Genomic DNA, 24335 nt, shown 5'->3' with positions numbered 1-24335 from the left:
CCGACGGATGGTGCGGAAGCAGGGCTTCCGATTGGTGCATCCGTCCCGTCGGGCCGCTCACGGCTCGTGCGCCCCTCGCCTCACGAACGTACGGCATGGCACGGACGTGCCCTTTTTCCCCCGTACGGGCCACGGGTTGCCCCTGGGTGGGTCCGATGGCGGAAGCTGTCAGGTGTGAGCCTTCGCGTGTTCGCCGCCGTCCCACCGCGCCCGCTTCATGTCGACGCGCGGCAGGTGGCCCTCGGCGGCCCTGCTCGCCTCCTTCAGCGGTGTGCCCTCCGCGCGGTAGTGGTCGAGCGCCCGCAGTTCGTGGCCGGGAAGCAGGACGCCGTCCGCGCGTATGACGCGCCACCACGGGACGGCTCCTCCATAGAGCGCCATCACCCGGCCGACCTGCCGAGGCCCACCCTCCTGAAGCCACTCGGCGACATCGCCGTACGTCATCACGCGCCCGGGCGGAATCAGTTCGGCGACCTCAAGGACCCGCTCGGCGTACTCCGGCAGCGCGTCCGCGTACTCCGGGCGGGCGTCCTGGGCGTCCGGCGGAAGGCTCTCCTCGCTCATCCGTCCCATCCTGCCGCACGCCACCGACAGTGTGACGTGGGTGTGACTGTGCGTATCCCTCGCCCCCGAGCGGCGCTTCGGGCAGACTGTGCGCCCCCGCGTTTGCACCCTGATGCCCCCGTGTGTCGGTGCGGCATGCCACCATCGTGCGGGCGGTGATCGGTGATACGAGATCAAGAAGAGACGATGAAGCAGCAGGGTGTGCACCCGGAGGACGCGAAGAGCACCTCTGACGCTTCGTCGCGCCCGGACACCGCCGACACGGACGAGAACGACACGAAGGACGTCGGCGAGAAGGGCGACGCGAGGGTCTCCGGCCCCGGCGCCGAGCACATCGACGAGACCCACCCCGACGAGGCGGAAACGCACGCCGACGAGGTCGAGGGGGACGAACCACTCCTCCCCGCGCGCGTGCACCGTCCGTCCGACCTGATGCGGCTCCTGGTGGGCGTGCTGGCCGTCGTCATACTGCTGGCGATCGCCGCGTTCGCGCACGGCACCACCTCCGGCCTCGAACAGGACATCAACAAGGGCACCGGGCAGGCACCCGATCTACTGATCAAGATCGCGGGGCTGGCGTCCAGCATCGCGATCCTCCTGGTGCCGGTCGCGTTCGCGATCGAGCGGCTGATCAAACGGGACGGACTGCGCATCGCCGACGGCGTCCTCGCGGCGGTCCTCGCGCACGGAGTGACCCTCGCCACCGACCTATGGGTCGCCAAGGCCGCGCCCGGCTCGATCCAGGAGGCGCTGACCCAGCCCTCCCCCGGCGACATACACGCACTCACCGACCCCGTGCACGGCTATCTCGCCCCGGTCATCGCGTACATGACGGCCGTCGGCATGTCGCGCCGGCCACGCTGGCGCGCGGTGCTGTGGATCGTGCTGCTCCTGGACGCCTTCTCGATGCTCGTCACCGGCTACACCACGCCGTTCTCGATCATCCTGACGGTGCTGATCGGCTGGACCGTCGCCTACGGCACGCTGTACGCGGTCGGCTCGCCCAACGTCCGTCCCACCGGACGGACACTGATGGCGGGCCTCAGACACGTGGGGTTCCGTCCGGTGACGGCATCGCGCGAGGAGACGCAGGAGACGACGGAGAGCGGCGACCGCGGCCGACGCTACTTCGTCACCCTGGAGGACGGCCGGCCGCTGGACGTCACGGTCGTCGACCGCGAGCAGCAGGCGCAGGGCTTCTTCTACCGGGTGTGGCGCAACCTGACGTTGCGCGGCATCGCCACCCGCCGCAGTCTCCAGTCGCTGCGCCAGGCGCTGGAACAGGAGGCGCTGCTCGCCTACGCGGCCATCGCGGCCGGCGCCAACGCGCCCAAGCTGATCGCGACCTCCGAACTCGGACCGGACGCCGTGATGCTGGTCTACGAGCACACCGGCGGACGCACGCTCGACTCGCTGGAGGACGAGGAGATCACCGACGGGCTGCTGCGCAGCACCTGGCACCAGGTGCAGGCGCTCCAGTCGCGGCGTATCGCACACCGGCGGCTCGCGGGCGACGCGATTCTGGTGGATCGTTCCGGCACGGTGATCCTCACCGATCTGCGCGGCGGCGAGATCGCGGCCGGTGAACTGCTGCTGCGCATGGACGTCGCCCAGCTGGTGACGACGCTCGGGCTGCGCGTAGGCGCCGAACGCGCGGTTGCCTCCGCGGTCGAGATCCTCGGTCCCGACGCCGTGGCCGACTGTCTGCCGATGCTCCAGCCCATCGCGCTGACGCGCTCCACGCGCGCGACGCTGCGGAAACTGGCCCGGGAGCGGGCCCAGCGCGAACGCGACGCGGTCCTGGAGGCGTCCCGGCAGGCCAAGCAGGCCCGGCTGGACGAGGCCCACGAAGACACGAAGCCCGTACTCGACAAGCTCGACAAGAAGGCCGTACGAGCGGAGCAGCGGGCCGAGAAGCGCGCCCTCGACGATGCCCTGGAGGAGGCGCGCGAGGAAGACCTGCTCACGCAGATCCGCCACGAGGTACTGCTGATCAGGCCCCAGGCGCCGGTCGAGCCGGCCCGCCTGGAGCGGGTGCGGCCGCGCACGCTGATCAGCCTCATTGCCGGTGCGATCGGCGCGTACTTCCTGCTGACGCAGCTCACGCACATCGAGTTCGGCCCGCTGATCTCCAACGCCGAATGGGGCTGGGTCGCGGCGGCGGTGCTGTTCTCGGCGGCCAGCTACTTCGCGGCGGCGATGGCGCTGCTGGGGTTCGTGCCGGAGCGGGTGCCGTTCGTGCGGACGGTGGCGGCCCAGGTCGCCGGGTCGTTCGTGAAGATCGTCGCCCCGGCCGCGGTGGGCGGCGTGGCCCTCAACACACGGTTCCTTCAGCGCGAGGGGGTGCGCCCGGGGCTTGCGGTGGCGAGTGTCGGAGCCTCCCAGCTGTTCGGGCTCGGCGCGCACATCATGATGCTGCTGGCCTTCGGGTATCTGACCGGCACCGAGAAGACGCCGTCGCTGTCGCCGTCCCGGACGGTCATCGCGGGTCTGCTGACGGTGGCCGTGCTGGTGCTTGTGGTGACCTCCGTGCCGTTCCTGCGGAAATTCGTCTCCACGCGCGTGAGGTCGCTGTTCGCGGGTGTCGTGCCGCGCATGCTCGATGTGCTGCAGCGGCCGCAGAAGCTGCTGACCGGCATCGGCGGCATGCTCCTGCTGACAGCCTGCTTCGTGATGTGCCTGGACGCGTCGATCCGGGCGTTCGGCAACGAAGCGAGCTCGATCAGCATCGCCAGCGTCGCCGTCGTCTTCCTCGCCGGCAACGCGCTGGGGTCCGCCGCCCCGACACCGGGCGGTGTGGGCGCGGTCGAGGCGACCCTGACGGTCGGCCTGATCGCCGTGGGGCTGCAGAGCGAGGTCGCCGCCCCTGCGGTGCTGCTGTACCGGCTGCTGACGCTGTGGCTGCCGGTGCTGCCGGGCTGGCTGGCGTTCAACCACCTGACGCGCAAGGGCGCCCTGTAGGTCGTACCTCGTACGGCTCGCGCCCCGAGCGCACATCCGTACGCGACCGCAGGATGGGGGCATGCCCAACCCCTTCCGGCTGCGCGCCACTGCCCTGACCGCCACCGCCGTCCTGCTGTCCGCCGTGCTGGCGGGCTGCGGCGACGACTCCCAGGACGAGGACCCGACGGCCCAGAAGCTGAGCTGGAAGGACTGTCCCGCCCCGTCCGAGGCGGAGGGCGGAGGAAGCGCCCCGTCGCCTCTGGCGGACGGCGACAGATGGCAGTGCGCCACCCTGAAGGCGCCGCTCGACTGGGACGAGCCCAAGGGCGACACCATCGGCATCGCGCTGATCCGTGCGAAGGCGAGCGGCGACGAGAGCAAGCGCATCGGCTCGCTCATCTTCAACTTCGGCGGCCCCGGCGGCTCCGGCATCACCACGCTGCCCGCCTTCGGCGCGGACTACGCGAAGCTGCGCACCCGTTACGACCTGGTGAGCTTCGACCCGCGCGGGGTCGGCCGCAGCGACCCCGTGAAGTGCGAGAACGACCAGCAGCTCGACGCGTACTTCCAGCAGGACTCGACCCCCGAAAACGCTGCCGAGCGCACCGAGCTCCTGGACAACACCAAGGAGTTCAACGCGGCCTGCGAGAAGAACTCCAAGAAGGTCCTGCCGCATGTGCGCACCACCGACGTGGCCCGCGACATGGACCTGATGCGCCAGGTGCTCGGCGACGACAAGATGCACTACTTCGGTATCTCCTACGGCACCGAACTCGGCGGTGTCTACGCCCACTTGTTCCCGAAGAACGTCGGCCGCGCCGTGTTCGACGCGGTCGTCGACCCGACACAGAACCCGGAGCAAGGCTCGCTCGGGCAGACCGAGGGCTTCCAGCTCGCGCTCGACAACTTCGCCGAGCACTGCACCTCATCGGCCGAGGACTGTCCGATCGGCGACAGCGCGCAGGACGTCAAGAACCGCATCGCCAAGCTGCTGAAGGACCTCGACAGCAAGCCGATCACCGGCATCTTCCCCCGCGAGCTGACCCAGACCGCGGCGACCAGCGGCATCGCGCAGGCGCTGTACTCGCAGGACTTCTGGGATTACCTCACCCAGGGCCTGGAGCAGGCGTACGACGGCAACGGACAGACCCTGATGCTGCTGTCCGACTCACTGAACGGCCGCAACGAGAACGGCGAGTACAGCAACCTCGCCGCGGCCAACGTCTCCATCAACTGCGCCGACGACAAGCCGCGTTACACCCCCGAGTACGTGGAGCGGAAGCTGCCCGAGTTCCGGGCCGCCTCGCCGGTGTTCGGCGACTATCTCGCCTGGTCCATGGTCAGTTGCACGGACTGGGCCGTGGCGGGCTCCGCCGACCATCCGGACGTGAGCGCGCCGGGCGCGGCACCGATCGTGGTCGTGGGCAACACCGGCGACCCGGCCACACCGTACGAGGGCGCTCGGAAGATGGTGCAGGCGCTGGGCAAGGGCGTCGGCGTCGAGCTGACGTACAAGGGACAGGGGCACGGCGCCTACGACAGCAAGAACAAGTGCGTGCAGAGCGCGGTGAACGGCTATCTGCTGGACGGCAAGATCCCGGCGGCCGGCACCGTCTGCTCCTGATACCGAGGCCAGAATTCTGACAAACGCGCAGGTCAAAAGGTTATCCACAGGCCCCGGCGGGCGCTGCGAGATCCGCCTACCATGGCCTGACCGCCCTCCGCGGATCGACGCGGACGGGCTTGCGAGGGGGGAAGTGCACATGGCGCGTATGGTCCGGTGGACGGCGCTGACGGCCGCCGCCGCACTGCTGGCGGCGGGCTGCAGCAGCGGTTCGTCCGACGACGGCAAGGACGGGGAGAAGTCGAGCGGAGGGCAGGTCTCGGCTGCGGCTCCGTCGTCCGGTTCCTCCGGTACGGCTGTTCCGCTGCCCTCCTCTCTGACCTCGCAGAAGCTGGACTGGGGCCGCTGCGAGGCCGCCGCGGACTCATCCGAGCCGGGCAGCGACTGGCAGTGCGCGACGCTCAAGGTGCCGTTGGACTGGGCGAAGACGGATGGCGAGACCATCGGCCTCGCGCTGATCCGCGCCAAGGCCACCGGGGACGACCGCATCGGCTCGCTGCTGTTCAACTTCGGCGGCCCGGGCGGCTCGGGCGTCTCCACCCTGCCGTCGTTCTCGTCGTCGTTCTCCCTGCTCCGCGAGCGCTACGACCTGGTGAGCTGGGACCCGCGCGGGGTCGACGCCAGCGAGGGTGTCCGCTGCCGCGGCGACAAGGAGATCCAGGCCGCCGAGGCGATCGACACCACACCGGACACCGCAGCCGAGGAAAGGGCCTACTTCCAGGACGCCGCCGACTTCGGCAAGGGCTGCGAGAAGGACGCCGGAAAGCTGATGGCGCACGTGTCCACCACGGACACCGCCCGCGACATGGACCTGATGCGCCAGGTCCTCGGCGACAACAAGCTGCACTACTTCGGCATCTCGTACGGCACCGAACTCGGCGGCGTCTACGCCCACTTGTTCCCGCAGAACGTGGGACGGCTGACCCTCGATGCGGTCGTCGACCCGACCGCCGGGACGGTGGGCCACGCGGAGAACCAGACCAGGGGCTTTCAACGCGCGCTGGACAACTACCTGAAGTCCACCGGGCAGGCCCCGGAGGAAGGCTCGCAAAAGATCGCGGACCTGATGGACCGGATCGACAAGGACCCGCTGCCGACCTCAACCGGACGGAAGCTGACGCAGACACTCGCCCTCACCGGCGTCTTCCTGCCCCTCTACGACGAATCGTCCTGGCCAACTCTGACCAGCGCCCTGGACGCGGCGGAGGACGGCGACGGCTCCGAACTCCTGGCACTCGCCGACGGCTACAACGAGCGTGACCCGTCGGGGCACTACGGCACGGGGACCCACTCGCAACGAGTCATATCGTGCTTGGACGACAAGGGGCGGCCGACGCCCACCGAGACGAAGAAGCTGCTGCCGAGGTTCGAGAAGATCTCACCGGTGTTCGGGGCCTTCCTCGGCTGGGACACGGCCGGCTGGTGCCACGACTGGCCGGTGCCCGGGCAACACGAGGACGCGGAGGTGAGCGCACCGGAAGCGGCCCCGATCCTGGTGGTCGGCAACACCGGCGACTCGGCGACGCCGTACGAAGGTGCCCCGAGGATGGCGGACGAGCTGGGCAAGGACGTCGGTGTGCTGCTGACCTGGAAGGGCCAGGGACACGGCGCGTACGGCAGCGGGAGCGACTGCGTCGACTCGACCGTGAACGCGTATCTGCTGAACGGCAGGGTGCCGAAGGACGGCAAGGTCTGCTCATGACGACGGCGGGGGGCGCACGCACCCGTGGCGCATGCGGCCCCCGCCGTACGGGAGGGTTGAGGTCAGTAGACCGGCTTGCTCGGTTCGATCTGGTTGACCCAGCCGATCACTCCGCCGCCGACGTGCACCGCGTCCGCGAAGCCCGCGGACTTGAGCACGGCGAGGACTTCCGCACTGCGGACACCTGTCTTGCAGTGCAGGACGATCTTCTTGTCCTGCGGGAGGGTCTCCAGGGCGGTGCCCATGAGGAACTCGTTCTTCGGGATCAGCTTGGCGCCGGGAATCGAGACGATCTCGTACTCGTTGATCTCGCGGACGTCGATGATCTCGATGTTCTCGCCGTCGTCGATCCACTCCTTGAGCTGCTTGGGAGTGATCGTCGAACCGGCCGCGGCCTCCTGGGCCTCCTCGGAGACGACGCCGCAGAAGGCCTCGTAGTCGATGAGCTCGGTGACGGTCGGGTTCTCGCCGCAGACCGCGCAGTTGGGGTCCTTGCGAACCTTGACCTGGCGGTACTGCATCTCCAGGGCGTCGTAGATCATCAGGCGGCCGAGGAGCGGCTCGCCGATGCCCGCGAGGAGCTTGATGGCCTCGTTGACCTGGATGGAGCCGATGGACGCGCACAGCACGCCCAGGACGCCGCCCTCGGCGCAGGAGGGGACCATGCCGGGGGGCGGGGGCTCCGGGTAGAGGCAGCGGTAGCAGGGACCGTGCTCGGCCCAGAAGACGGAGGCCTGGCCGTCGAAGCGGTAGATCGAACCCCATACGTACGGCTTGTTCAGCAGCACGCAGGCGTCGTTGACCAGGTAGCGGGTCGCGAAGTTGTCCGTACCGTCGACGATCAGGTCGTACTGGCTGAAGATGTCCATCACGTTCTCGGCTTCGAGCCGCTCCTCGTGAAGGACCACGTTCACGTACGGGTTGATGCCCTTGACGGAATCACGGGCCGACTCGGCCTTGGAGCGGCCGATGTCCGCCTGGCTGTGGATGATCTGGCGCTGCAGGTTCGACTCGTCGACCTCGTCGAACTCCACGATGCCGAGGGTGCCGACACCCGCGGCGGCCAGGTACATCAGCGCCGGCGAGCCCAGGCCGCCGGCGCCCACACAGAGCACCTTGGCGTTCTTCAGTCGCTTCTGCCCGTCCATCCCGACATCGGGGATGATCAGGTGGCGCGAGTACCTGCGGACCTCGTCTACGGTGAGCTCAGGAGCTGGCTCGACCAGGGGTGGCAGCGACACGGGGGCTCCGTTGGTCGGTCAATCACTACAGTTGTTCTCCCCGTAACAGTGCCACGCCCTTTTTCATTCCGAGACACCTGTTCCGATCCGCGAGACGATCTCGTCCCAGTAGCCGGGCATCGTCTCCCAGGGATCGGTGCGGCCGCCGTGATCCGTGCGGTCGGTGAAGTAGATCGTCGAGGCTCCTTGCCAGCGGGCGATGCGCAGAGCCTCGTCGAGGTGGCCGAGGGGTACTCCGTGCACGAAGTGGCAGAAGCGCTCGGGCGGGTGGTCGGCGGTCCACTCCGCCACCTGCGACCAGCGGTAGTCGCTCCATGGGCCGGAGAAGGTGACCAGCTGGTCGGCGGTTTCTGCGTAGCCGGGGTGGGGGTGGGTGCCGTGGCCGAGGACGATGTGGGGGTCGTCACTGATCGCGCGGAGCGTGGTGACCGTGCGGCGGGTCTCCGGGAGCGCGGCACGTTCGACGGGACAGCGGTCCAGGAGGAAGCCGTCGACCTGGTACCAGTCGAGATAGCGGTGCGCTTCGGAGATCAGCTCGCCGAAGGCTCGGGCACCGTGGGTGATGTCGAGGTGGCCGAGGACACGCAGGCCCGCGTTGCGGAGCCGGCCGGCCGCCTCCAGGCAGTGCGGGTCGGGGCGGGTGCCGGGACCGTCGGCGACGTTGAGGGCGGCCCAGTGCACGGGCGTGCCGTGGCGGGTGAGTTCGGCCCACTCGGCCCGGGCGACGAGGGGGTGCGCGAAACCCGGGATGCCGAAGCCGGTGCGCAGGTCTGTGCTCGCGGTGCTCCATTTTGTGCTGGTCAGATGCGGCATGCCGCCTCCATCCAGATGTCGGCGAGGGACTCTTCGAGGTTGATCCGGGGGCGCCAGCCGAGCCGGTCGCGTGCGGTGCGCACATCGGCCTGCTGCCAGCTGCCGCAGCCGTCCGGGTACGGGTACGCGACCGGGGCCGCGTGGTCTGATTCGGAACGGGGGTGGCCGATGGATGCCCTCAAGGGACCGGCGTGTCCGTCGAGTTCGTGGAGGGCACCGCCGTATCCGGCCACCCGCGCGAGGACCGCGGCGGCGTCACGGAGGCGGACGGCACGGCCCGAGCCGATGTTGATGACGCCCTGCGCGGCGGAGAGCGAGGCGGCGTGCACGGCGCGGGCGACATCGCGTACGTCGACGAAGTCCCGCTGCGCACCGAGGCCACCGAGTTTCAGCTCACCGTCGCCGGACTGCATGGCGCGGCGCATGGCCTCCGCCAGGCGCCCGAGCGGAGAGCCGGCGGGCGTGCCAGGACCCGCCGGTGAGAAGACGCGGAGGACCACGGCGTCGAGGCCGGAGCCGAGGACGAGTTCGGTGGCGGCCAGTTTGCTGACGCCGTACGGGCCACCGGGGCGGGGCACGGCGTCCTCGGCCGTGGAGGAACCGGGCTGGCTCGGTCCGTACTCGGCGCCGCAGCCGATCTGGACGAGTCGGGCGCCGCAGCCACTGCGGCGGAGGGCCTCGCAGACCGTGGCCACGGCGACGGTGTTGTGGCGGGCGAGGTCGCGCGCCCCGCCTCGGGTGGCGCCGGCGCAGTTGACGACGACGCCGGGGTGGACCGCGTCGAGGAAGCGGGTGAGCGCGCCGGGGCTGCCGGACGCGAGGTCGAAACGGACGTCGGCGTCGTCTCCGCGGCCGAGCGCGGTGAGCTGGACGGCCGGGTCGGCGAGCAGACGGTCGGCGACGAAGCGGCCGAGGTAGCCGTTGGCTCCGATCAGCAGGACCCTCATCGGGCGGCTCCCGGGGCCGAGGTTCCGGGTCGGGAGGTGATCATCTGGGGTTCTCCTTCTCGGGGGTGGTGGTTCGGAGCGGTCGGCATGCATCTGCGCGGCGGGGGTGCCTGTCGCGTGCTGCCGTCCGGCCGGTGGGGGTGTCTGTCGCGACGGGTCTCATGGCGACAATCCGTCCGATCGGGCGTGGGCCGACGCCCTCGTCAGCCTGCGGGTGGCGTGGAGCAGGAGGGTCAGGGCCGCGACTCCGCAGGCGAGGGCCGGGATGCTGCCGGGGCCCCAGGTGTGGACGAGCGTTTCGACGGGGGTGGCCAGGAAGCCGCAGCCGGGGAGACGGCCCGCGAAGACCGTGGCCAGGGCGGCTCCCTCGACCGTCGCCGTGGCGGTGAGGACGACTGCGGGGGCGTAGGTGAAGCCGTGTGCGGTGAGGAGGCGAGCCAGGAACAGGAGGGTTCCCAGGGTGGTGGCCTGGGCGTAGGCCGCGGGCTCGGCCAAGGCCACGCCGGTCAGCGTGAGGAGGCCCGTCAATGCGCACAGATACAGGGCGACCGTGCCGAACAGCAGGGGCTGCACGGACGCGGTGAACTCCTCCAGGCCCCGGCTGGCCGTCAGTCTGCGGCGGGCTCGTGCGGCGAAGAGGTGGGCGCTCCATGCCGCGGGGGCGCAGGCCAGCGTGAGGGCCAGGACCGGTGCGGTGGCCAGGGGCCAGGGGCCGTCCGTGGTGCCGGTCGGCAGGCCGTCGGGGCCTCCGGCCACGGCCGCGCGGAGCAGTCCGTCACCGAGGACGGCGTAGGCGACCAGCCAGCAGGTCCAGGTGCCGCTGCTCGGTGCGGGCGTCCGACCCTTCGTGCTGAGCGGGCCGCGGGACAGGGCCACGCGGATTGCCATGGTCACAGCCAGGACGCCCACAGCCGCCGTGATCAGGCGCGGTTGGCCCTGGGTGAGGTGGAGGCCGGCCAAGGTGGCTGCGCACAGCACGCCCGGCAGCAGGGTGAGCAGCACCCACGCGGCTCGGGGCCGGGGGGCTTTCGGCGGCGTGGGGCGGTGGGATGTCTCGCCGTCACGCGGGACGCGGGCGTACAACTCCTCCGCCAGGGAGAAGACGTCCCGGTGACGGAAGCGGGACGCGGTGCGGTCGGTGACACCGTGCGCCTCCAGGCCCGCCGCGATCTCCAAGGGGTCCACGGCCCGTTCGCACAGCTCGCGGTGGCGGTGCATCAGTGCCTTCACCGGGTCCGCGGCGGCGGCGCGCCGAGCCGAGGCGGGGGCGGAGCCGCGTGCGAGAGCGGCATCGGCGGCGGGCTTCTTCTTGCGCTCCTCCTCACCCAGTGCGTGCGGCTCCCCCTGCTCCCCCTCATCCCGTGGGTACGGCTCTCCGGCCAGCCACTCGTGCGAGCGCGCGTCCCACGCTCCGGGGCCGGCCGGAGTTCCGGGGCGGTCCAGTTCGCCCAAGCCGCTCATCGTGCTCCCTCCGTCGCGGGTACGGGACCGCCCGCCCGCACTGGCCGTCCCGTCGCCCAGCCGGGACCGCCGCGGGCCGCCACGCGCGCGGCCGGGTCGGTCCAGCGGCCGGGGACGTGGGCCTCGGCGGGGACGCCGAACGGCAGGGGTTCCCCGGTGTCGTCGAGGACGACCCGGCGGACCGGGCACCGCGAGACGATCTCCAGGTAAATGCCGTGAAATGCCGCGACGTTCTGCTCGACGGTGAAGAGTTCGAGAGCTCGGGCGCGGGCGGCGGCACCCAGGCGTTCACGCCGCTCGGGGTCGCGCAGCAGCGCCACGCACGCCTCCGCGAGCGCCCGCGGATTGCGCGGCGGCACGACGAGTCCGGTGCCGCCGATGACCTCCACGACGGCGCCGACGTCGGTGGACACCGTCGCGCGGCCGCAGAACATGGCCTCGACGAGGCTGATCGGGAAGCCCTCGACGACGCTGGACAGGGCGATCACCGCGCCCCCCGCGTACGCCTCGGCGAGTGTGGGGACCTCGGGGGCGCCGATCTCCTCGAAGGTCACCGGGTTGCGGCCGACCGCGTGCCGGCCCTCCGCCTCGTCCGGGAAGAGCTGGGCGGCCAGTGCCTTGCAGTGGGCCAGGTAGGCGGTGCCCTCGGCGCCCGAGGGGGTGCCGACGATCCGCAGCCGGGTCTTCGGTTCCTCCTTGCGGACGTCCGCGAAGGCGTGCAGCAGGGAGACCAGGTCCTTGGTGGGTTCGATCCGGCCGACCCAGACCAGCGTGTCCGGGTCGGCGCACTCCGGCGACTCGCCGACGTCCGTGAAGCGGGCTGCCTCCATGCCCGGGTAGACCGTGCGCAGCTTCTCGCGGTCGGCGCCGCAGTGTTCCTGCCAGCGGCGGGCATGGGAGTTGCCGGGCGTGATGACGGCCGCCCGGCGGTAGATCTCGGCGGCGAGCTGTCCGTGGAAGGCCGCGAGCAGGGCCCGTACGGCAGGTGGGGCGTCGCCCGTGGTCAGGTAGTGCGTGCGCAGCTGCACCCCGTACTCGGTCACGAGCAGCGGTACGTCCGAGAAGTGGCGGGCGACCAGTCCGGGCAGGGCGGCCGGGCCGCCGGACGCCGCGTGGCACAGGTCGACCGAGCCGAGTCCGTCGTCCTCGTACCAGTCGAGCGAGAGGGGGCGCAGGACGCGTTCCATGTGCGCGACGACGGTGAGGAGATCCGGTACGCGCGCCTCCCGCGCCGTACGCAGGGCGCCGGGCGCGCGACAGGCGCGTTCCAGGGCGCGCACGGCGGTCTCGGAGCGGAGCGCTCCCACCAGGCCCCCCTCGTCGCGGGCGAGTTCGGCGAGCCCGTACAGCGCGTTGCCGAAACGGTCCGCCTCGGGGGTGGCCTCTGCCCCGGTTCCTCCCGTCGCGCACACGGCTGCCGCCAACTCGCCGTAGCAGTCGGCGAAGCGGCGTCGCGCCCGCCGGCCGTACCCGGCGCCGTCGTCCTCGGCCGTCCACAACGGAGCCGTACGCACCCGGCTGACCTGCGACGGCAGCGGCACCCAGCCTTCGTCCTCCTGGCGCTCGCTGCGACTGAGCGCGTAGATGTCGAACTCGTGCTGCCCCAACCCGCGCACGAGCCGGTCGCACCAGAGCCTGGCGTCACCGCTCACGTACGGATAGCCACCCTCCGTAAGCAGTCCGATGCGCACGAGCGCACCCCCGTTCTCCCGTATGGGGAGCCGCCGTTGACTCGACGGCTCGCAGCGGGACGAAGGTATGCGGACATGACGGTGGCGCGACGGACGGTTGTCCATCACGCCACCAAAAGGGGTGAACGGTCGTAACTTTCCCGTGCAGGTCGCGTTCGATCGCGCTAAGAGATCAAGCAGTTACGTTTCGTTAGGTCGCAGCCAACTCCCGCCGGGTCACGGCCAGCTCCCGTCGAACCTCTCTGCTCCGGGCCGCTACCTGCGGGTCGAGCGCCGGTACGGCGGCCAGGAGCTGCTTGGTGTACGGGTCCTGGGGTGAGTCGTAGACCTCGTCGGCGGGGCCGGACTCGACGATCCGGCCCTCGCGCATCACCGCGACCCGGTCGCTGACCTGGCGTACGACGGCCAGGTCGTGGGCGACGAAGATCAGCGCGAGTCCGAGTTCGCGCTGCAACTCACCGAGCAGGGCTACCACTTGCGCCTGGGTGGTGACGTCGAGCGCGGCGACGGGCTCGTCGCAGACGATGACGCGGGGGTCGGCCGCGAGCGCCCGCGCGATACCGACGCGCTGGCGCTGGCCGCCGCTGAACTCGTGCGGGTAGCGGTCGTAGTGCACCGCTTCGAGCCCCACGCGCTCCAGCAGTTCCCGCACGCGCCCCCTGATACGCCCCTCATCGCGTTCCCCACGCGCGCGTACCGGGTCGGCGATCGACTCGCCCACGCTGCGCCGGGGGTTGAGAGAGGACACGGGGTCCTGGAAGACCATCTGCACCGCCGGATTCACCCCCACACGCGCGTGCCCCTCGTAACGGACCTCCCCCGCCGTCGGTTCGAGCAGCCCGACGAGCATCCGTCCCAGCGTCGTCTTCCCACTCCCGCTCTCGCCCACGATCCCGAGCGTTTCGCCCCGATGGACCGTCAGCGACACGTCGTCCACGGCCGCGAACGCCCGCTTGCCGCGCCCGAACTCGCGCCTGAGGCGGGTCGCGTCGAGGACGACCTCGTCCGACGCCACGGAGGCGGTGCGCGCGGCGTCCACGCGCGGGACCGCGCCCAGAAGTTCGCGGGTGTACGTCTCCGAAGGCGCCCCCAGGACGGTGCCGACCGGCCCGTGCTCGACCGCCCGCCCGTGCCGCATGACCAGCACCTCGTCGACGCTCTCGGCGGCGACGCCCACGTCATGGGTGACAAGGAGCAGGCCCAGGCCGGTCTCCTCGCGCAGCGTGTGCAGCAGGTCGAGGATCTGGGCCTGGACGGTCACGTCGAGCGCGGTGGTCGGCTCGTCGGCGATCAGCAGATCGGGCTCGCAGGCCAGCGCCATGGCGATCAGGGCACGTTGGCGCATGCCGCCGCTGAACTCGTGCGGGCGCGAGCGGGACCGTCGTTGTGCGTCCGGAATTCCCACCCGGTCCAGCACCTCCACAGCACGCGCGCGTGCCGCCCGGCGTGACACACGCGCGTGCACGCGATGCACCTCGGCGATCTGGTCGCCGATCGCGTAATACGGGTCGAGGGACGACAACGGGTCCTGGAAGACCATGGCTGCCTTCCCGCCGCGCAGCCGCCGCAGCTCCTCGTCGGACGCTTCCTGTACGTCGACGCCGGCCACCCGCACCGTGCCGCTCACCTGCGCTCCGGTCCCCCGGTGCAGTCCCAGCAGGGCGGACGCGACCGTGGACTTGCCCGAGCCGGACTCGCCGACGAGCGCGAGGGCGGCGCCCTGCTCCAGTCGGAAGGAGAGGCCGTCCACGGCCCGCAAGGACCCGAACTCGACCGTCAGGTCCGTGACTTCCACCAGGCTCATGCCAGCACCACCCGTCGGTCGGCCACCGCGTACAGCACGTCCGCGACGGCGTTGGCGACGACCACGAAGAAGCCGATGACCAGGACCATTCCGACGACGACCGGAAGGTCGACCACATTGACCGCATGGACCAGTTCCTGTCCGATGCCGGGCAGGCCGAAGAGCGTCTCGGTGAGCACCGCGCCGCCGACCGCCGAGCCGACGTTGTTGGCGTTGAGGGCGATGACCGGCGCGAGCGCCCCGCGCAGCGCGTGCCGCCCGATGACCGAGCGCTCGCCGACGCCGTACGCCCGGAAGGTCCTGATGTGGTCCTCCGCCAGCGTCTCCAGCATCGACGCCCTGGTCAGCCGGGCGAACGCGGCGGCCTCGATGAGGGCGAGGGACAGCCAGGGCAGCAGCAGGTTCCACGCCCACTGCTCGGGATCGTCGGTGAAGGCCACGTACTGCGGGAACGGCAGCAGTCGCAGCTGCCCGCAGACGACGATCATCAGGACCAGTCCGATGACGAAGACCGGCGTGGCCACGCCCGCGAGGGTGATGCCGGTCAGCAGCCGCTCGGTGAGGCGGCCGCGCCGCCAGGCGGAGAGGACGCCGGTGCCGACCCCGAGGATCAGCCACAGCACCATCGCGCCGAACACGAGCGACAGGCTGACCGGCAGCTTCGCCAGGATCAGCTCGGTGACCTGCTGGTCGCTCTGGTACGACAGCCCGAGGCAGGGCGCCGAGCAGTGCTCCACGGAGGTGCCCGTCGAGTAGTTCCGGCCGACGACGAGGCCCTCCAGGAAGTGCCAGTAGCGCGTGTACAGCGGGTCGTCGAGGTGCAGTTGCCCGGCGACCTGCTGCACCTGGGCGGGCGAGCAGCGCGGGCCGCAGGTGATCTGGGCGACGTTGCCGGGGGTGGCGTAGAAGACGACGTAGACGATCACCGAGATGGCGAACAGGGTGATCAGGGTGCCGACGATGCGGCGCAGGACGAATCCGGTGAAGCCGCTCATGCCTTGGCCTCCCTCTTGCGGCCCGTGCCGACGCGCAGCCGGGACGCGGCGCGCGGGTCGAGCGCGGTACGCACCCCGTCGCCGAGGACGGTCAGGGCGAGGACGGTCACGAAGAGCGCTCCGGCGGGCAGCAACAAGTACTGCGGGGCGGCCTGGTACCAGACGTCGGCGGCGGTGAGCATCTGTCCCCACGACGGTGTCGGCGGCTTCACGCCGACACCCAGGAAGGACAGGGCGGCCTCGACGGTGATATTGGACGGGACGAGCAGCGCCGCGTAGGTGATGACGGGCGCGGCGATGCCGGGCAGCAGTTCGCGGCGGGCGATCCGCCAGGTGCCCCAGCCACTCAGCCGGGCGGCGGAAACGTAGTCGAGCCCCTTGAGGGTGAGCGTCTGGGCGCGCACGATCTTCGCGATGTTGCCCCACGCGATCAGGCCGATGACGAGGGCGACGAGGACGGGCCGCGGGAAGCTCGACGGCACGATCGCGAGCAGCGCCAACGACATGATCATCAGCGGCATGGCGACGATGATGTCGGTGAAGCGGCTCAACAGTTGATCAACCCATCGGTTCCCGAGCGCCGCCGCGACGCCCACGACGACACCGATGAAGACCTGCACGACGGTGGCCGCCAGCGCGACACCCAGCGAGACCCGGGCGCCGTACACGAGCCGCGCGAACAGGTCCCGCCCGGTCTGCGGCTCCACGCCGAGCCAGTGCTCCCCGCTGATGCCCCCGAAGGACCCGATCGGCACCCCGCCGCGCGCGGAGTCCACCAGAGACGGGTGGTAGGTGGTCGGGTCCTGGCCCTCGATCGCCGTGAGCAGCGGCGCGGCGAGCGCGACCAGGACGAGCAGCGCGACGACGACCGCCGCGACCAGGGCGGCGCGCTGCAACCGCAGCCGCCGCCAGAACTGACGAGCCCCCGAGGCTCCCGAGGCAAACGCCTCGGGAGCCTGGGTGGCGACAAGTACCTCGCTCACAGCGCTACTTCACCGCGACCTGCGAGATGTCCAGCACACCGGTCCAGTCGCTGATCACGACGTTCTTGATGTCGTCGCCGTACAGCCGCTTGTAGACCGGGTGGAACAGCGGCACGGTCAGCGCCTGCTCACCGATCTTCTTGTCCAGTGCACCCCATCGCTTGGCGGCAGCGTCAAGATCGGTCAACTTGTTGATCGCGTCAATCTCGTCATTGACCGACTTGTCGTTCAACAGGCCTGTGTTGAAGTTCGATCCATCCTTGACGATCTGACGGCCGTCGAAGATCGGAGCGAGGAAGGGACCGCCGGAGGGCCAGTCGGCACCCCAGTGGGCGAGGAAGAAGCCGGGCTCGGTCTTCACGTTGTGGATCTTGTCGGAGTAGTCGTTCTCCTCCAGACCCTCCAGCTTGACGGTGATACCGGCCTTCTTGAGCGCGTCCTGGAGGGCCGTCGCGATCTCCGGGCTGGTCTCGAAGTCCTTGGCGTTGGAGTGGGTCAGCGTGACGGTGAGCCCGTTCGGGTAACCGGCCTCCTTCAGCAGTTCCTTGGCCTTGGCCGCGTTGCCCGTCCTGCCCGCCGGGAACAGGGCGTACGGCGTGTAGCCGAAGGACTTCTGGTCCGGCAGGAAGGTGGTGGCGGCCTCGGCGAGCGCCGATCCACCGGCCGCGTTGACCACGGACGACCGGTCGATGGCGTACGAGATCGCCTGCCGCACCTTGACGTTGTTGAACGGCTTGACCGTCGGGTTGAACGCTATGTAGTTGGTGTAGCCGAAGTGCCCAGTACCGACGCGGGAAGCAAGGTCCTTGTCACCGGTCACCTTGGCGAGTTCGGCCGGGCCGAGGTTGGTGTCCGTGGTGACCGCGGCCGCGTCCGCGCCCTGGGACGAGGAGAGCCGCTGGTTGATCACGGAGGAGTCGAGCCCGGACCGTACGTCGATCTTGTCCGGGTACGCCTTGCGCTCGGCGTCCAACGAGCCGGACCAGTAGGTGTTGCGCGCCAGCACCAACCGCTCACCGTCGTTCTCATTCGAGACGACCTTGTACGGCCCGGACGAGACCGGGTGCTCCTCGTACTTCGTCCCCGTGTCCTTGGCCTTCGGGACGGGCGTGAACTGCGTCTGCGTGGCCAGGTACGGGAACTCCCCCTCCGGCTTGTTCAGATGGAAGACGATCGTGCGGGAGTCCGGCGTCCCGATCGAGTCGAGCCCGCCCTTGTCCTTGTACGGCCCCTGGTAGTCGGCGCCGCCGATCAGCCAGTCCCTCAGGTAGGGCGCACCGCCGGAGAGCTCGGCGGCGAAGGAGCGCTCGATGCCGTACTTGATGTCGGCCGAGGTGATCGCGGTGCCGTCCTCGTACTTGAGGCCCTTCTTGAGGGTGTACGTCCACACCGTCGCGTCCTTGTTGGGGCGCCCGGTGTCGGTGGCGAGGTCCGGGACGACCTCGGCGCCGGCCGCGCCGTTCTCCCGGTTGCGGGTGGTGAGCGTACGGAAGACCAGCGAGGGCACGTTGCCGCCCCCGGACGTGTACAGACGGGCCGGGTCGAAGTCCTGCTGCGGGTTGGAATTCAGGACCGTGAGCGTGCCGCCCTTGTGGGGCGTGGAGTCGCCGCCGGAGCTCTTGGCATCGTTGTCCTCAGGCCCGCAGGCGGCGGCGCCCGCTGCCAGGACCAGGGCCAGCGAAACGCTCGCCATGCGGGCGCTGTGTACGGACGGTTGACGCATCGGAGACGACCTCTCGGATGATGAGTCTCGGATCGATACCGGATCGATCTCGGATCGCGAGACGGATTGACGAGGAGTGAGACGAAAGTGAACAGACGTCTGCCCCGGCGTCGGGTCGTCGAAGAAGCCGTGACTCTGTCACGGGAAGAGCGGGATTCGCGACGCGCGCCTCGGGGCGGGCGTCAGCGACAGAGAATGTCGGCCACGCAGAGCGGGGTCACACCGATCAGCGCCAGCTCGATGGCGGCGCGCGCGGAGGTGTGACGGGGCGACATGCGCAGAAATATGTACGACTTCTCTGCGCATGTCAACGTGACTTCGGTGCCGTGCGTCAACTCCTGGGATACGGCCAGGCGTTGGCCCGGCAGTGGATCCCGTCGTGGTCGAGGAACTTGGTCTGCTGCTGCATGACCGGGGCGAGGTCGCCGTCCTTGTCACAGGTGACGTGGCTGTAGCCGAGCCGGTGGCCGACCTCATGGTTGATCAACATTTGCCGGTATGCGTACATCTGATCGCCGTACGTCTTCGACCCCTGCGCCCATCGATATGCATTGATCATCACGCGGTCCGTGGACGCGGAATCGCAGGACACGTTGTCCTCGGTCGTGTCCAGGCCGGACTTGGCGCACCAGTCGGCGGTGGTGCCGGGGCTGGCGAGCGTGATCACGAAGTCGGGCTTGCCGGAGTAGATGCGCTCGAAGGTGCGGGCGCCGTTGTGGGCCCAGCTCCGGTCGTCGTTGAGCGTCTTCTGCACGGCCTGCGCGAAGAGTGCGCCGTCGAGGCCGAGCCCCTGCTCCACATCCACGCGGTACGTGTACTTCTGCCCGGTGCCGGGCGCCCGGTCGACGCCGGCGATCGCGTCGAACGTGCCGGAGCCGTCGAGTGTGGCGCTCAGCGCGTACTTGTCGTCCATCTTCTGCGCATACGTCAGTGTCGCCACGCTCGGCGACGTGGACGGCGTCGGCCGCCCGTCCGTTCGCGAAGCGCCGTCACGGGCGTCCCGGGCCCGGTCGGTGGCGGACTGCGACTGCACGTCGTCGCGCCGGTCGGTGACCTCGCCGGCCACGACGACGGCCAGCACGGTCGTGACGGCGAGGGCCGCGATCCCCGCGAAGGTCCGCCCCTTGCCACCCTTGGCCTGCACGGGCTTGCCGGTGGGCTGCGGGTTGTCGGCGTCGGCCTCGGTGTCGCTCTCGATGCCGGGCATCCTGGCCCAGTCGGTGACGGAGGCGTACGGGTCGGAGCCGGGCGTACGGGGCGAGAAGACGTCGTCGTCCTCTTCGAAGGCGTCGATGTAGTCCTGGCGCGGACCGCCCGGACGCGCCTGCCGCTGCCGCGGTATCCGGCCACCGGGCCCTGCCGGAGCCTCGTACCCGACCCCGCCCCTCCCCCTCGACTCGCCCCAGCCGCCACCTGGTTCACGCTGCTCGGGATGCCCACCGCGGACTTGGGGGACACCACGCGCGGGCGTGCCGTCAGCGTAACGGGGAACACCACGCGCGGGCGTGCCGTCGGGAAGCCGAGGGCTGCCATGCGCGGGCGTGCCGTCGGGAAGCCGCGGGAAACCGTGGGCGGGCGTGCCGTCGGGAAGGCGCGGCACACCCCGAGCCGGCGTCCCGTCAGGAAGCCGGGGAAAGCCGTGCGCCGGCGTACCGTCAGAAAACCTTGGTGCACCGCGGTCAGAGGAACCGTCAGGAACCCTCGGCACACCCCGGGCCGGAGTACCTTCCGAACCGCCCTGGACCGCGCCCTTGGGCGCAGCCCCCCGCCGACTGTGGCGTCCCACCTCGCCCCTCAGCTCCCCGCGCTCTCGACGGCGGCCCCCGCGACGGCGCTCAACTCGCCTGTGTCGGTGAGGAGTTCACGGAAGGCCCGCGCCACCTCCTCGGGGTACTCCATCATCGCCACGTGCCCGGCATCCGGCAAGGACAGCAGCCGGGAGGCGGGAAAAGAGCGGGCCGCCCGCTGGCTCATGCGGTAGCCGACGAGCTGGTCCCGGCCGCCGTAGATGAGAAGGGTCGGCGCGAGGACCCGCTCGGCCTGGCGCCACAGTCCGTGCTGGCCACCCAGCGTGTACGCGTTGACGATCCCGCGCGCGGAGCGTGCCATCGCGTCCCAGAAGTACGGCAGTTGCAGCCGCCGCGACATCTCCTCCACGGCGTTGTCGAATTCCTCGGGCGTCACCCGCCCGCGATCGCCGTAGCAGAGCGCCATCACCCCGCGCACCCGCTGCTCCGCGGACCAGTCCCTGCTGTACCGGGTGAACAGGGTCGCCACGCCGGGCAGCGCCAGCAGCGCCGTGGGTACGGCGGTGGGCTGGATGCGCAGCTCCGGAAGCGCGGGCGACACGAGGGTGAGCGTGCGGACGAGATCGGGGCGCACGGCGGCGACCCGGGTGGTGACCGCGCCGCCGAGCGAGTTGCCGAGGAGGTGCACGGGCCCGCGCCCGGAGGAGTCCAGATAGCGGATCACCGCGCGGGCGTGCGCGGTGATCGAGTAGTCGCCGTCGTCCGGTGGTGGGGAGTCGCCGAAGCCGGGAAGGTCGAGGGCCTCGCTGCCGACGTACTCGTCGAGCAGCGGCATCAGCCCCGACCAGTTCTGTGAGGAGCCGCCGAGTCCGTGGACGTACAGCGCGGGCGGCAGGCCTTCGCGCGCCGGCGGCCTCGACCGCACCGTCAGCGTGATCCCCGGCAGCCGCACCGACCTGAGCCGCTCGCCCTCGGCGACCCTGACGGGCGACACCTTCGGGAGCGCACTGCTGGCCGGTGCGGACGGGAGCTCGGTCGAAGACATGCGGCAATGTTACGAGACGATCACGCAGTGGTTCATGTGTTCGCCATCACAGGCCCCGCCCGGATCACGAACGGCCCACGTCCCCGCGCCACTCGGACGCACCGCGTCACGATCCGGACGCGGATCGCATAGCGTCCGGATCAGGTGTCTCCTACGCTCGTATTGAGGGCACCCGCATGAGGCCCCTGCTTCCCCAGGGACGTTCCTAGGAAGGGAGCCCGTCATGGCCATAGACCCGACCGACCCCGAGACGTTCGAGGACTTCGAAGTGGGTGAAGAGGAGATCGACGTCGAGGCCCCGGAAGGCGATGCCGCCGAGCAGCAGGCAGATGTCGCGCCGGACCGCGACGACTCACTGGCCGACGCGGACCCGGACCGCGGCAGCGAGGCGGACCTCATCGAACAGGCCCGCGTAGTGTCACTGGACGAGGACGACTATCGGTGAGCAGTGGCGAGGCGGCATAGTGCCCGACCCGCCCCTGTTTAAAACCTTTCACACCGCTTTCGTAGCCGCCCGGTCCGTGAAATTCTGCGCTCGCACCGCGCACACCACGGTTACCGAAAAGTACGATGGCCGCGCGGCGCACACCGCATATGGACGACATTGGGAGGCGGCGTGACAGCCATCGAGCAGACAGAGGCGGCACGCCCGCGGGGCACACGCCTGCCGCGCCGTGCCCGACGGAACCAGCTGCTGGGCGCCGCCCAGGAAGTCTTCGTGGCGCAGGGCTACCACGCGGCCGCGATGGACGACATCGCCGAGCGCGCCGGCGTCAGCAAGCCGGTGCTCTACCAGCATTTCCCGGGAAAGCTCGACCTCTATCTCGCACTGCTGGACCAGCACTGCGAATCACTGATCCAGGCCGTACGGAACGCGCTGGCGTCGACGACCGACAACAAGCAGCGTGTACGGGCGACGATGGACGCGTACTTCGCGTACGTCGAGGACGACGGCGGCGCCTTCCGCCTGGTCTTCGAGTCCGACCTGACGAACGAGCCCGCCGTCCGCGAGCGCGTCGACAAGGTCACCAACGAGTGCGCCGAGGCGATCTGCGAGGTCATCGCCGAGGACACCGGCCTCTCGCGCGCCGAGTCGATGCTGCTCGCCTCCGGTCTTGGCGGCCTCGCCCAGGTGGTGGCACGTTCCTGGCTGCACAGCGACCGCAGCGTCCCGCGCGACCAGGCGGTCCAGCTGCTCGCGTCGCTGGCCTGGCGGGGCATCGCCGGTTTCCCGCTGCACGGCAGCGAGCACCATTGACCGCCCGTTTGTTCCCACCCGCTGTTCGCTCCTGGCGTTCCCCTGCGCAACATGTAGATCCGCTCACCGGGCTAATGTGTGCTGCGTACGGCGCGCAGGGTCGCGCACTTCACTGACCGTCGGAGGGACATAGCCGTGGAGGTCAAGATCGGCGTGCTGCACACGCCCCGCGAGATCGTTCTGGAGAGCGGGCAGAGTGCCGAGGAGGTCGAGCGCGTGGTGGCCGAGGCACTGGCCGGCAAGTCGCAGCTGCTGAGCCTCGTGGACGAGCACGGCCGCAAGATCCTGGTCCCGGCCGACCGCCTCGCCTACGTCGAGATCGGCGAGCAGGCCCCGCGCAAGGTGGGCTTCGGCGCACTGTAGTCAGGCCTGAAGGGAAGGGCCCGGCGGTCGGTCGACCGCCGGGCCCTTCGCGTTTCCCGCACCCGCCACCGGCGGCGGTTTCCTTCACAGACGGAGCACATCCCGCGCACACGGGAGGATTGCATTCCGCAGGTCACGGGTATGACGGGCTACGTCCGTGGTGCGCAGGCAGGCCGTGTGGGAGGGACCCCGTCATGATCTTGGAAGCGCTTGGCTCCGCCGTGCTCGGCCTGGTGTTGGCCTGGGCCGCGATCCACCGCCTCTCGCACCGCCTCCCCGCCCGCTCCCTGGTCGTCTCGACAGGTATCGCCGGCGGCCTCTTCGGCGCCTTCCTCACACACAGCGCGCTCGGTGCGAGCCACGTCCTGCTGATCATGATCGGCGCGGCGACCCTCTCCGCAGCCTCCCTGTCCCTGCTGCTACGCCCCGCGGGAAGACTGCGCCGCCGCTCGGCGACGGCATAGATCCCGACGCCGAGTAGGACAGCGCCCCGAAGGGGCGCGGGGAACTGCGCGACCAGCCCCCACCGGCCCGCAGCCGCGCCACAACCGAAGCACCCCCTACAGAGCGCTACGCAGCCAACCCCAGCGCAGCCATCCGCTTCGTGTGCGCCTCAGTGATCCGCGAGAACATCCGGCCGACCTCAGCAAGGTCGAACCCGTCGGCAACCCCACCCACCAGCATCGTCGACAGGGCATCCCGGTCGGCGACCACCCGCTGGGACTGCGACAGGGCCTCGCCCATCAACCGCCGCGCCCACAGCGCAAGCCGACCACCCACACGAGGATCGGCATCGATCGCGGCCCGCACCTTCTCCACGGCGAAGCCGGCGTGCCCGGTGTCGTCGAGCACGGCCAGGACGAGTTCACGGCTGTCCGAGTCGAGCCGGGCGGCGACCTCACGGTAGAAGTCACTGGCGATCGAGTCGCCGACGTACGCCTTGACGAGGCCCTCCAGCCAGTCCGAGGGCGCCGTCTGCTTGTGGAATCCGTCGAGCGCGGCGACGAACGGCTCCATCGCCCGGGTCGGCTCCTCGCCGATCTCCGTGAGCCGGTCCCGCAGCCGCTCGAAGTGGTGGAACTCGGCCGACGCCATCTTCGCCAGCTCCGCCTTGTCGGCCAGCGTCGGCGCCAGCTTGGCGTCCTCCGCCAGCCGCTCGAACGCGGCCAGCTCCCCGTATGCGAGCGCGCCGAGCAGGTCGACGACCGCGGCGCGGTACTGCGGGTCGGCGGCGGCCTGCGCCCAGCCCTGGGCGGCGACTCCGGTGTGTGCTGCGGGGTCGGCGGCTGCGCCGGAGGTCTCCGAGGCGTTTTCAGGCTTGTCAGAGGTCGTCATGAAGCGCACAATAGCCCGCTCGCCGCACGAAGGAAGTCCCTGGTCAGTCACTGTGACGACGGCTACGTGAAGAGGTGTGACTACCACTACGTGAC

The 24335-nt window shown here is 70.3% G+C and carries 21 protein-coding genes; 7 read left to right on the top strand and 14 right to left on the bottom strand.

The features are described from left to right. Window positions 1–168: 168 nt before the first annotated feature. Entirely contained in the window at window positions 169–564 is a 396-nt protein-coding gene (locus tag KCH87_RS10610) for an MGMT family protein (RefSeq protein WP_210585716.1), read from the bottom strand. 186 nt (window positions 565–750) lie between these two features. On the opposite strand from KCH87_RS10610, the gene KCH87_RS10605 reads away from it, so the two are divergent. The 3 genes from KCH87_RS10605 (at window position 751) to KCH87_RS10595 (ending at window position 6833) form a co-directional block, all read left to right on the top strand. Continuing rightward, window positions 751–3525: a lysylphosphatidylglycerol synthase domain-containing protein gene (locus tag KCH87_RS10605; protein ID WP_210585715.1), complete on the top strand. Its 2775-nt coding sequence runs from the start codon at window positions 751–753 to the stop codon at window positions 3523–3525. A gap of 61 nt (window positions 3526–3586) precedes the next feature. Beyond that, window positions 3587–5131, top strand: a complete 1545-nt coding sequence (locus KCH87_RS10600; protein ID WP_210585714.1) for an alpha/beta hydrolase — start codon at window positions 3587–3589, stop codon at window positions 5129–5131. Between the two features lie 139 nt (window positions 5132–5270). Further along, complete coding sequence (locus tag KCH87_RS10595; protein ID WP_210585713.1) at window positions 5271–6833, top strand: alpha/beta hydrolase; 1563 nt, start codon at window positions 5271–5273, stop codon at window positions 6831–6833. A 62-nt stretch (window positions 6834–6895) separates the two neighbouring features. Here KCH87_RS10595 and moeZ read toward each other — a convergent pair whose 3' ends face one another. The 12 genes from moeZ to KCH87_RS10540 form a co-directional block, all read right to left on the bottom strand. Continuing rightward, window positions 6896–8074 carry an adenylyltransferase/sulfurtransferase MoeZ gene (gene moeZ / locus KCH87_RS10590; RefSeq protein WP_210585712.1) on the bottom strand — a complete coding sequence of 393 codons (1179 nt, stop codon included), beginning with the start codon at window positions 8072–8074 and terminating at the stop codon, window positions 6896–6898. A 63-nt stretch (window positions 8075–8137) separates the two neighbouring features. Further along, window positions 8138–8887, bottom strand: a complete 750-nt coding sequence (locus tag KCH87_RS10585; protein ID WP_210585711.1) for a spherulation-specific family 4 protein — start codon at window positions 8885–8887, stop codon at window positions 8138–8140. Further along, on the bottom strand, window positions 8875–9834 hold the full coding sequence (locus KCH87_RS10580; RefSeq protein WP_210585710.1) for an NAD(P)-dependent oxidoreductase: 960 nt from the start codon (window positions 9832–9834) through the stop codon (window positions 8875–8877). Before KCH87_RS10580 ends, KCH87_RS10585 begins: the two co-directional genes overlap by 13 nt. Window positions 9835–9993: 159 nt before the next feature. Further along, window positions 9994–11295, bottom strand: coding sequence for a hypothetical protein (locus KCH87_RS10575; protein ID WP_210585709.1), 1302 nt, complete (start codon window positions 11293–11295; stop codon window positions 9994–9996). Continuing rightward, on the bottom strand, window positions 11292–12986 hold the full coding sequence (locus tag KCH87_RS10570; protein WP_308298805.1) for a DUF3492 domain-containing protein: 1695 nt from the start codon (window positions 12984–12986) through the stop codon (window positions 11292–11294). Before KCH87_RS10570 ends, KCH87_RS10575 begins: the two co-directional genes overlap by 4 nt. 190 nt (window positions 12987–13176) lie before the next feature. Then, window positions 13177–14790 carry an ABC transporter ATP-binding protein gene (locus tag KCH87_RS10565; RefSeq protein ID WP_210585707.1) on the bottom strand — a complete coding sequence of 538 codons (1614 nt, stop codon included), beginning with the start codon at window positions 14788–14790 and terminating at the stop codon, window positions 13177–13179. Further along, window positions 14787–15785, bottom strand: coding sequence for an ABC transporter permease (locus KCH87_RS10560; RefSeq protein ID WP_210585706.1), 999 nt, complete (start codon window positions 15783–15785; stop codon window positions 14787–14789). The genes KCH87_RS10565 and KCH87_RS10560 overlap by 4 nt, the downstream gene beginning before the upstream one ends. After that, window positions 15782–16768 carry an ABC transporter permease gene (locus KCH87_RS10555; protein ID WP_210585705.1) on the bottom strand — a complete coding sequence of 329 codons (987 nt, stop codon included), beginning with the start codon at window positions 16766–16768 and terminating at the stop codon, window positions 15782–15784. Before KCH87_RS10555 ends, KCH87_RS10560 begins: the two co-directional genes overlap by 4 nt. 4 nt (window positions 16769–16772) lie before the next feature. Beyond that, complete coding sequence (locus tag KCH87_RS10550; protein WP_210585704.1) at window positions 16773–18491, bottom strand: ABC transporter substrate-binding protein; 1719 nt, start codon at window positions 18489–18491, stop codon at window positions 16773–16775. Window positions 18492–18673: 182 nt separating this feature from the next. Then, on the bottom strand, window positions 18674–18766 hold the full coding sequence (locus tag KCH87_RS50715; RefSeq protein ID WP_374198992.1) for an Ms4533A family Cys-rich leader peptide: 93 nt from the start codon (window positions 18764–18766) through the stop codon (window positions 18674–18676). Window positions 18767–18822: 56 nt separating this feature from the next. Next, window positions 18823–20091 (bottom strand): DUF3152 domain-containing protein, encoded by a 1269-nt coding sequence (locus KCH87_RS10545; RefSeq protein WP_308298804.1) that lies wholly within the window; start codon window positions 20089–20091, stop codon window positions 18823–18825. Window positions 20092–20285: 194 nt separating this feature from the next. After that, complete coding sequence (locus KCH87_RS10540) at window positions 20286–21284, bottom strand: alpha/beta fold hydrolase (RefSeq protein ID WP_210585702.1); 999 nt, start codon at window positions 21282–21284, stop codon at window positions 20286–20288. A 223-nt stretch (window positions 21285–21507) separates the two neighbouring features. Here KCH87_RS10540 and KCH87_RS10535 point away from each other — a divergent pair, with 223 nt between their 5' ends. The 4 genes from KCH87_RS10535 to KCH87_RS10520 all read left to right on the top strand — a co-directional run bounded on the left by KCH87_RS10535 (window position 21508) and on the right by KCH87_RS10520 (window position 23369). Further along, the gene (locus KCH87_RS10535) at window positions 21508–21729 is read left to right on the top strand and encodes a hypothetical protein (protein ID WP_210585701.1); all 222 of its coding nucleotides are present in this window, start codon (window positions 21508–21510) and stop codon (window positions 21727–21729) included. A 171-nt stretch (window positions 21730–21900) separates the two neighbouring features. Further along, complete coding sequence (locus KCH87_RS10530) at window positions 21901–22542, top strand: TetR/AcrR family transcriptional regulator (RefSeq protein ID WP_210585700.1); 642 nt, start codon at window positions 21901–21903, stop codon at window positions 22540–22542. A 135-nt stretch (window positions 22543–22677) separates the two neighbouring features. Then, complete coding sequence (locus KCH87_RS10525; RefSeq protein WP_210585699.1) at window positions 22678–22905, top strand: DUF3107 domain-containing protein; 228 nt, start codon at window positions 22678–22680, stop codon at window positions 22903–22905. A 194-nt stretch (window positions 22906–23099) separates the two neighbouring features. After that, the gene (locus KCH87_RS10520; RefSeq protein WP_210585698.1) at window positions 23100–23369 is read left to right on the top strand and encodes a hypothetical protein; all 270 of its coding nucleotides are present in this window, start codon (window positions 23100–23102) and stop codon (window positions 23367–23369) included. Window positions 23370–23475: 106 nt separating this feature from the next. Here the strand turns inward: KCH87_RS10520 and KCH87_RS10515 are convergent, their stop codons facing one another. Then, window positions 23476–24249, bottom strand: coding sequence for a ferritin-like fold-containing protein (locus KCH87_RS10515; RefSeq protein ID WP_210585697.1), 774 nt, complete (start codon window positions 24247–24249; stop codon window positions 23476–23478). Between the last annotated feature and the right edge of the window lie 86 nt (window positions 24250–24335).

It is taken from the genome of Streptomyces sp. GESEQ-35 (genome assembly GCF_017948485.1).
Lineage (GTDB): Bacteria > Actinomycetota > Actinomycetes > Streptomycetales > Streptomycetaceae > Streptomyces.
Note: the sequence above shows the minus strand (reverse complement) of the source record. Positions and strands in the feature narration are given on the sequence as shown.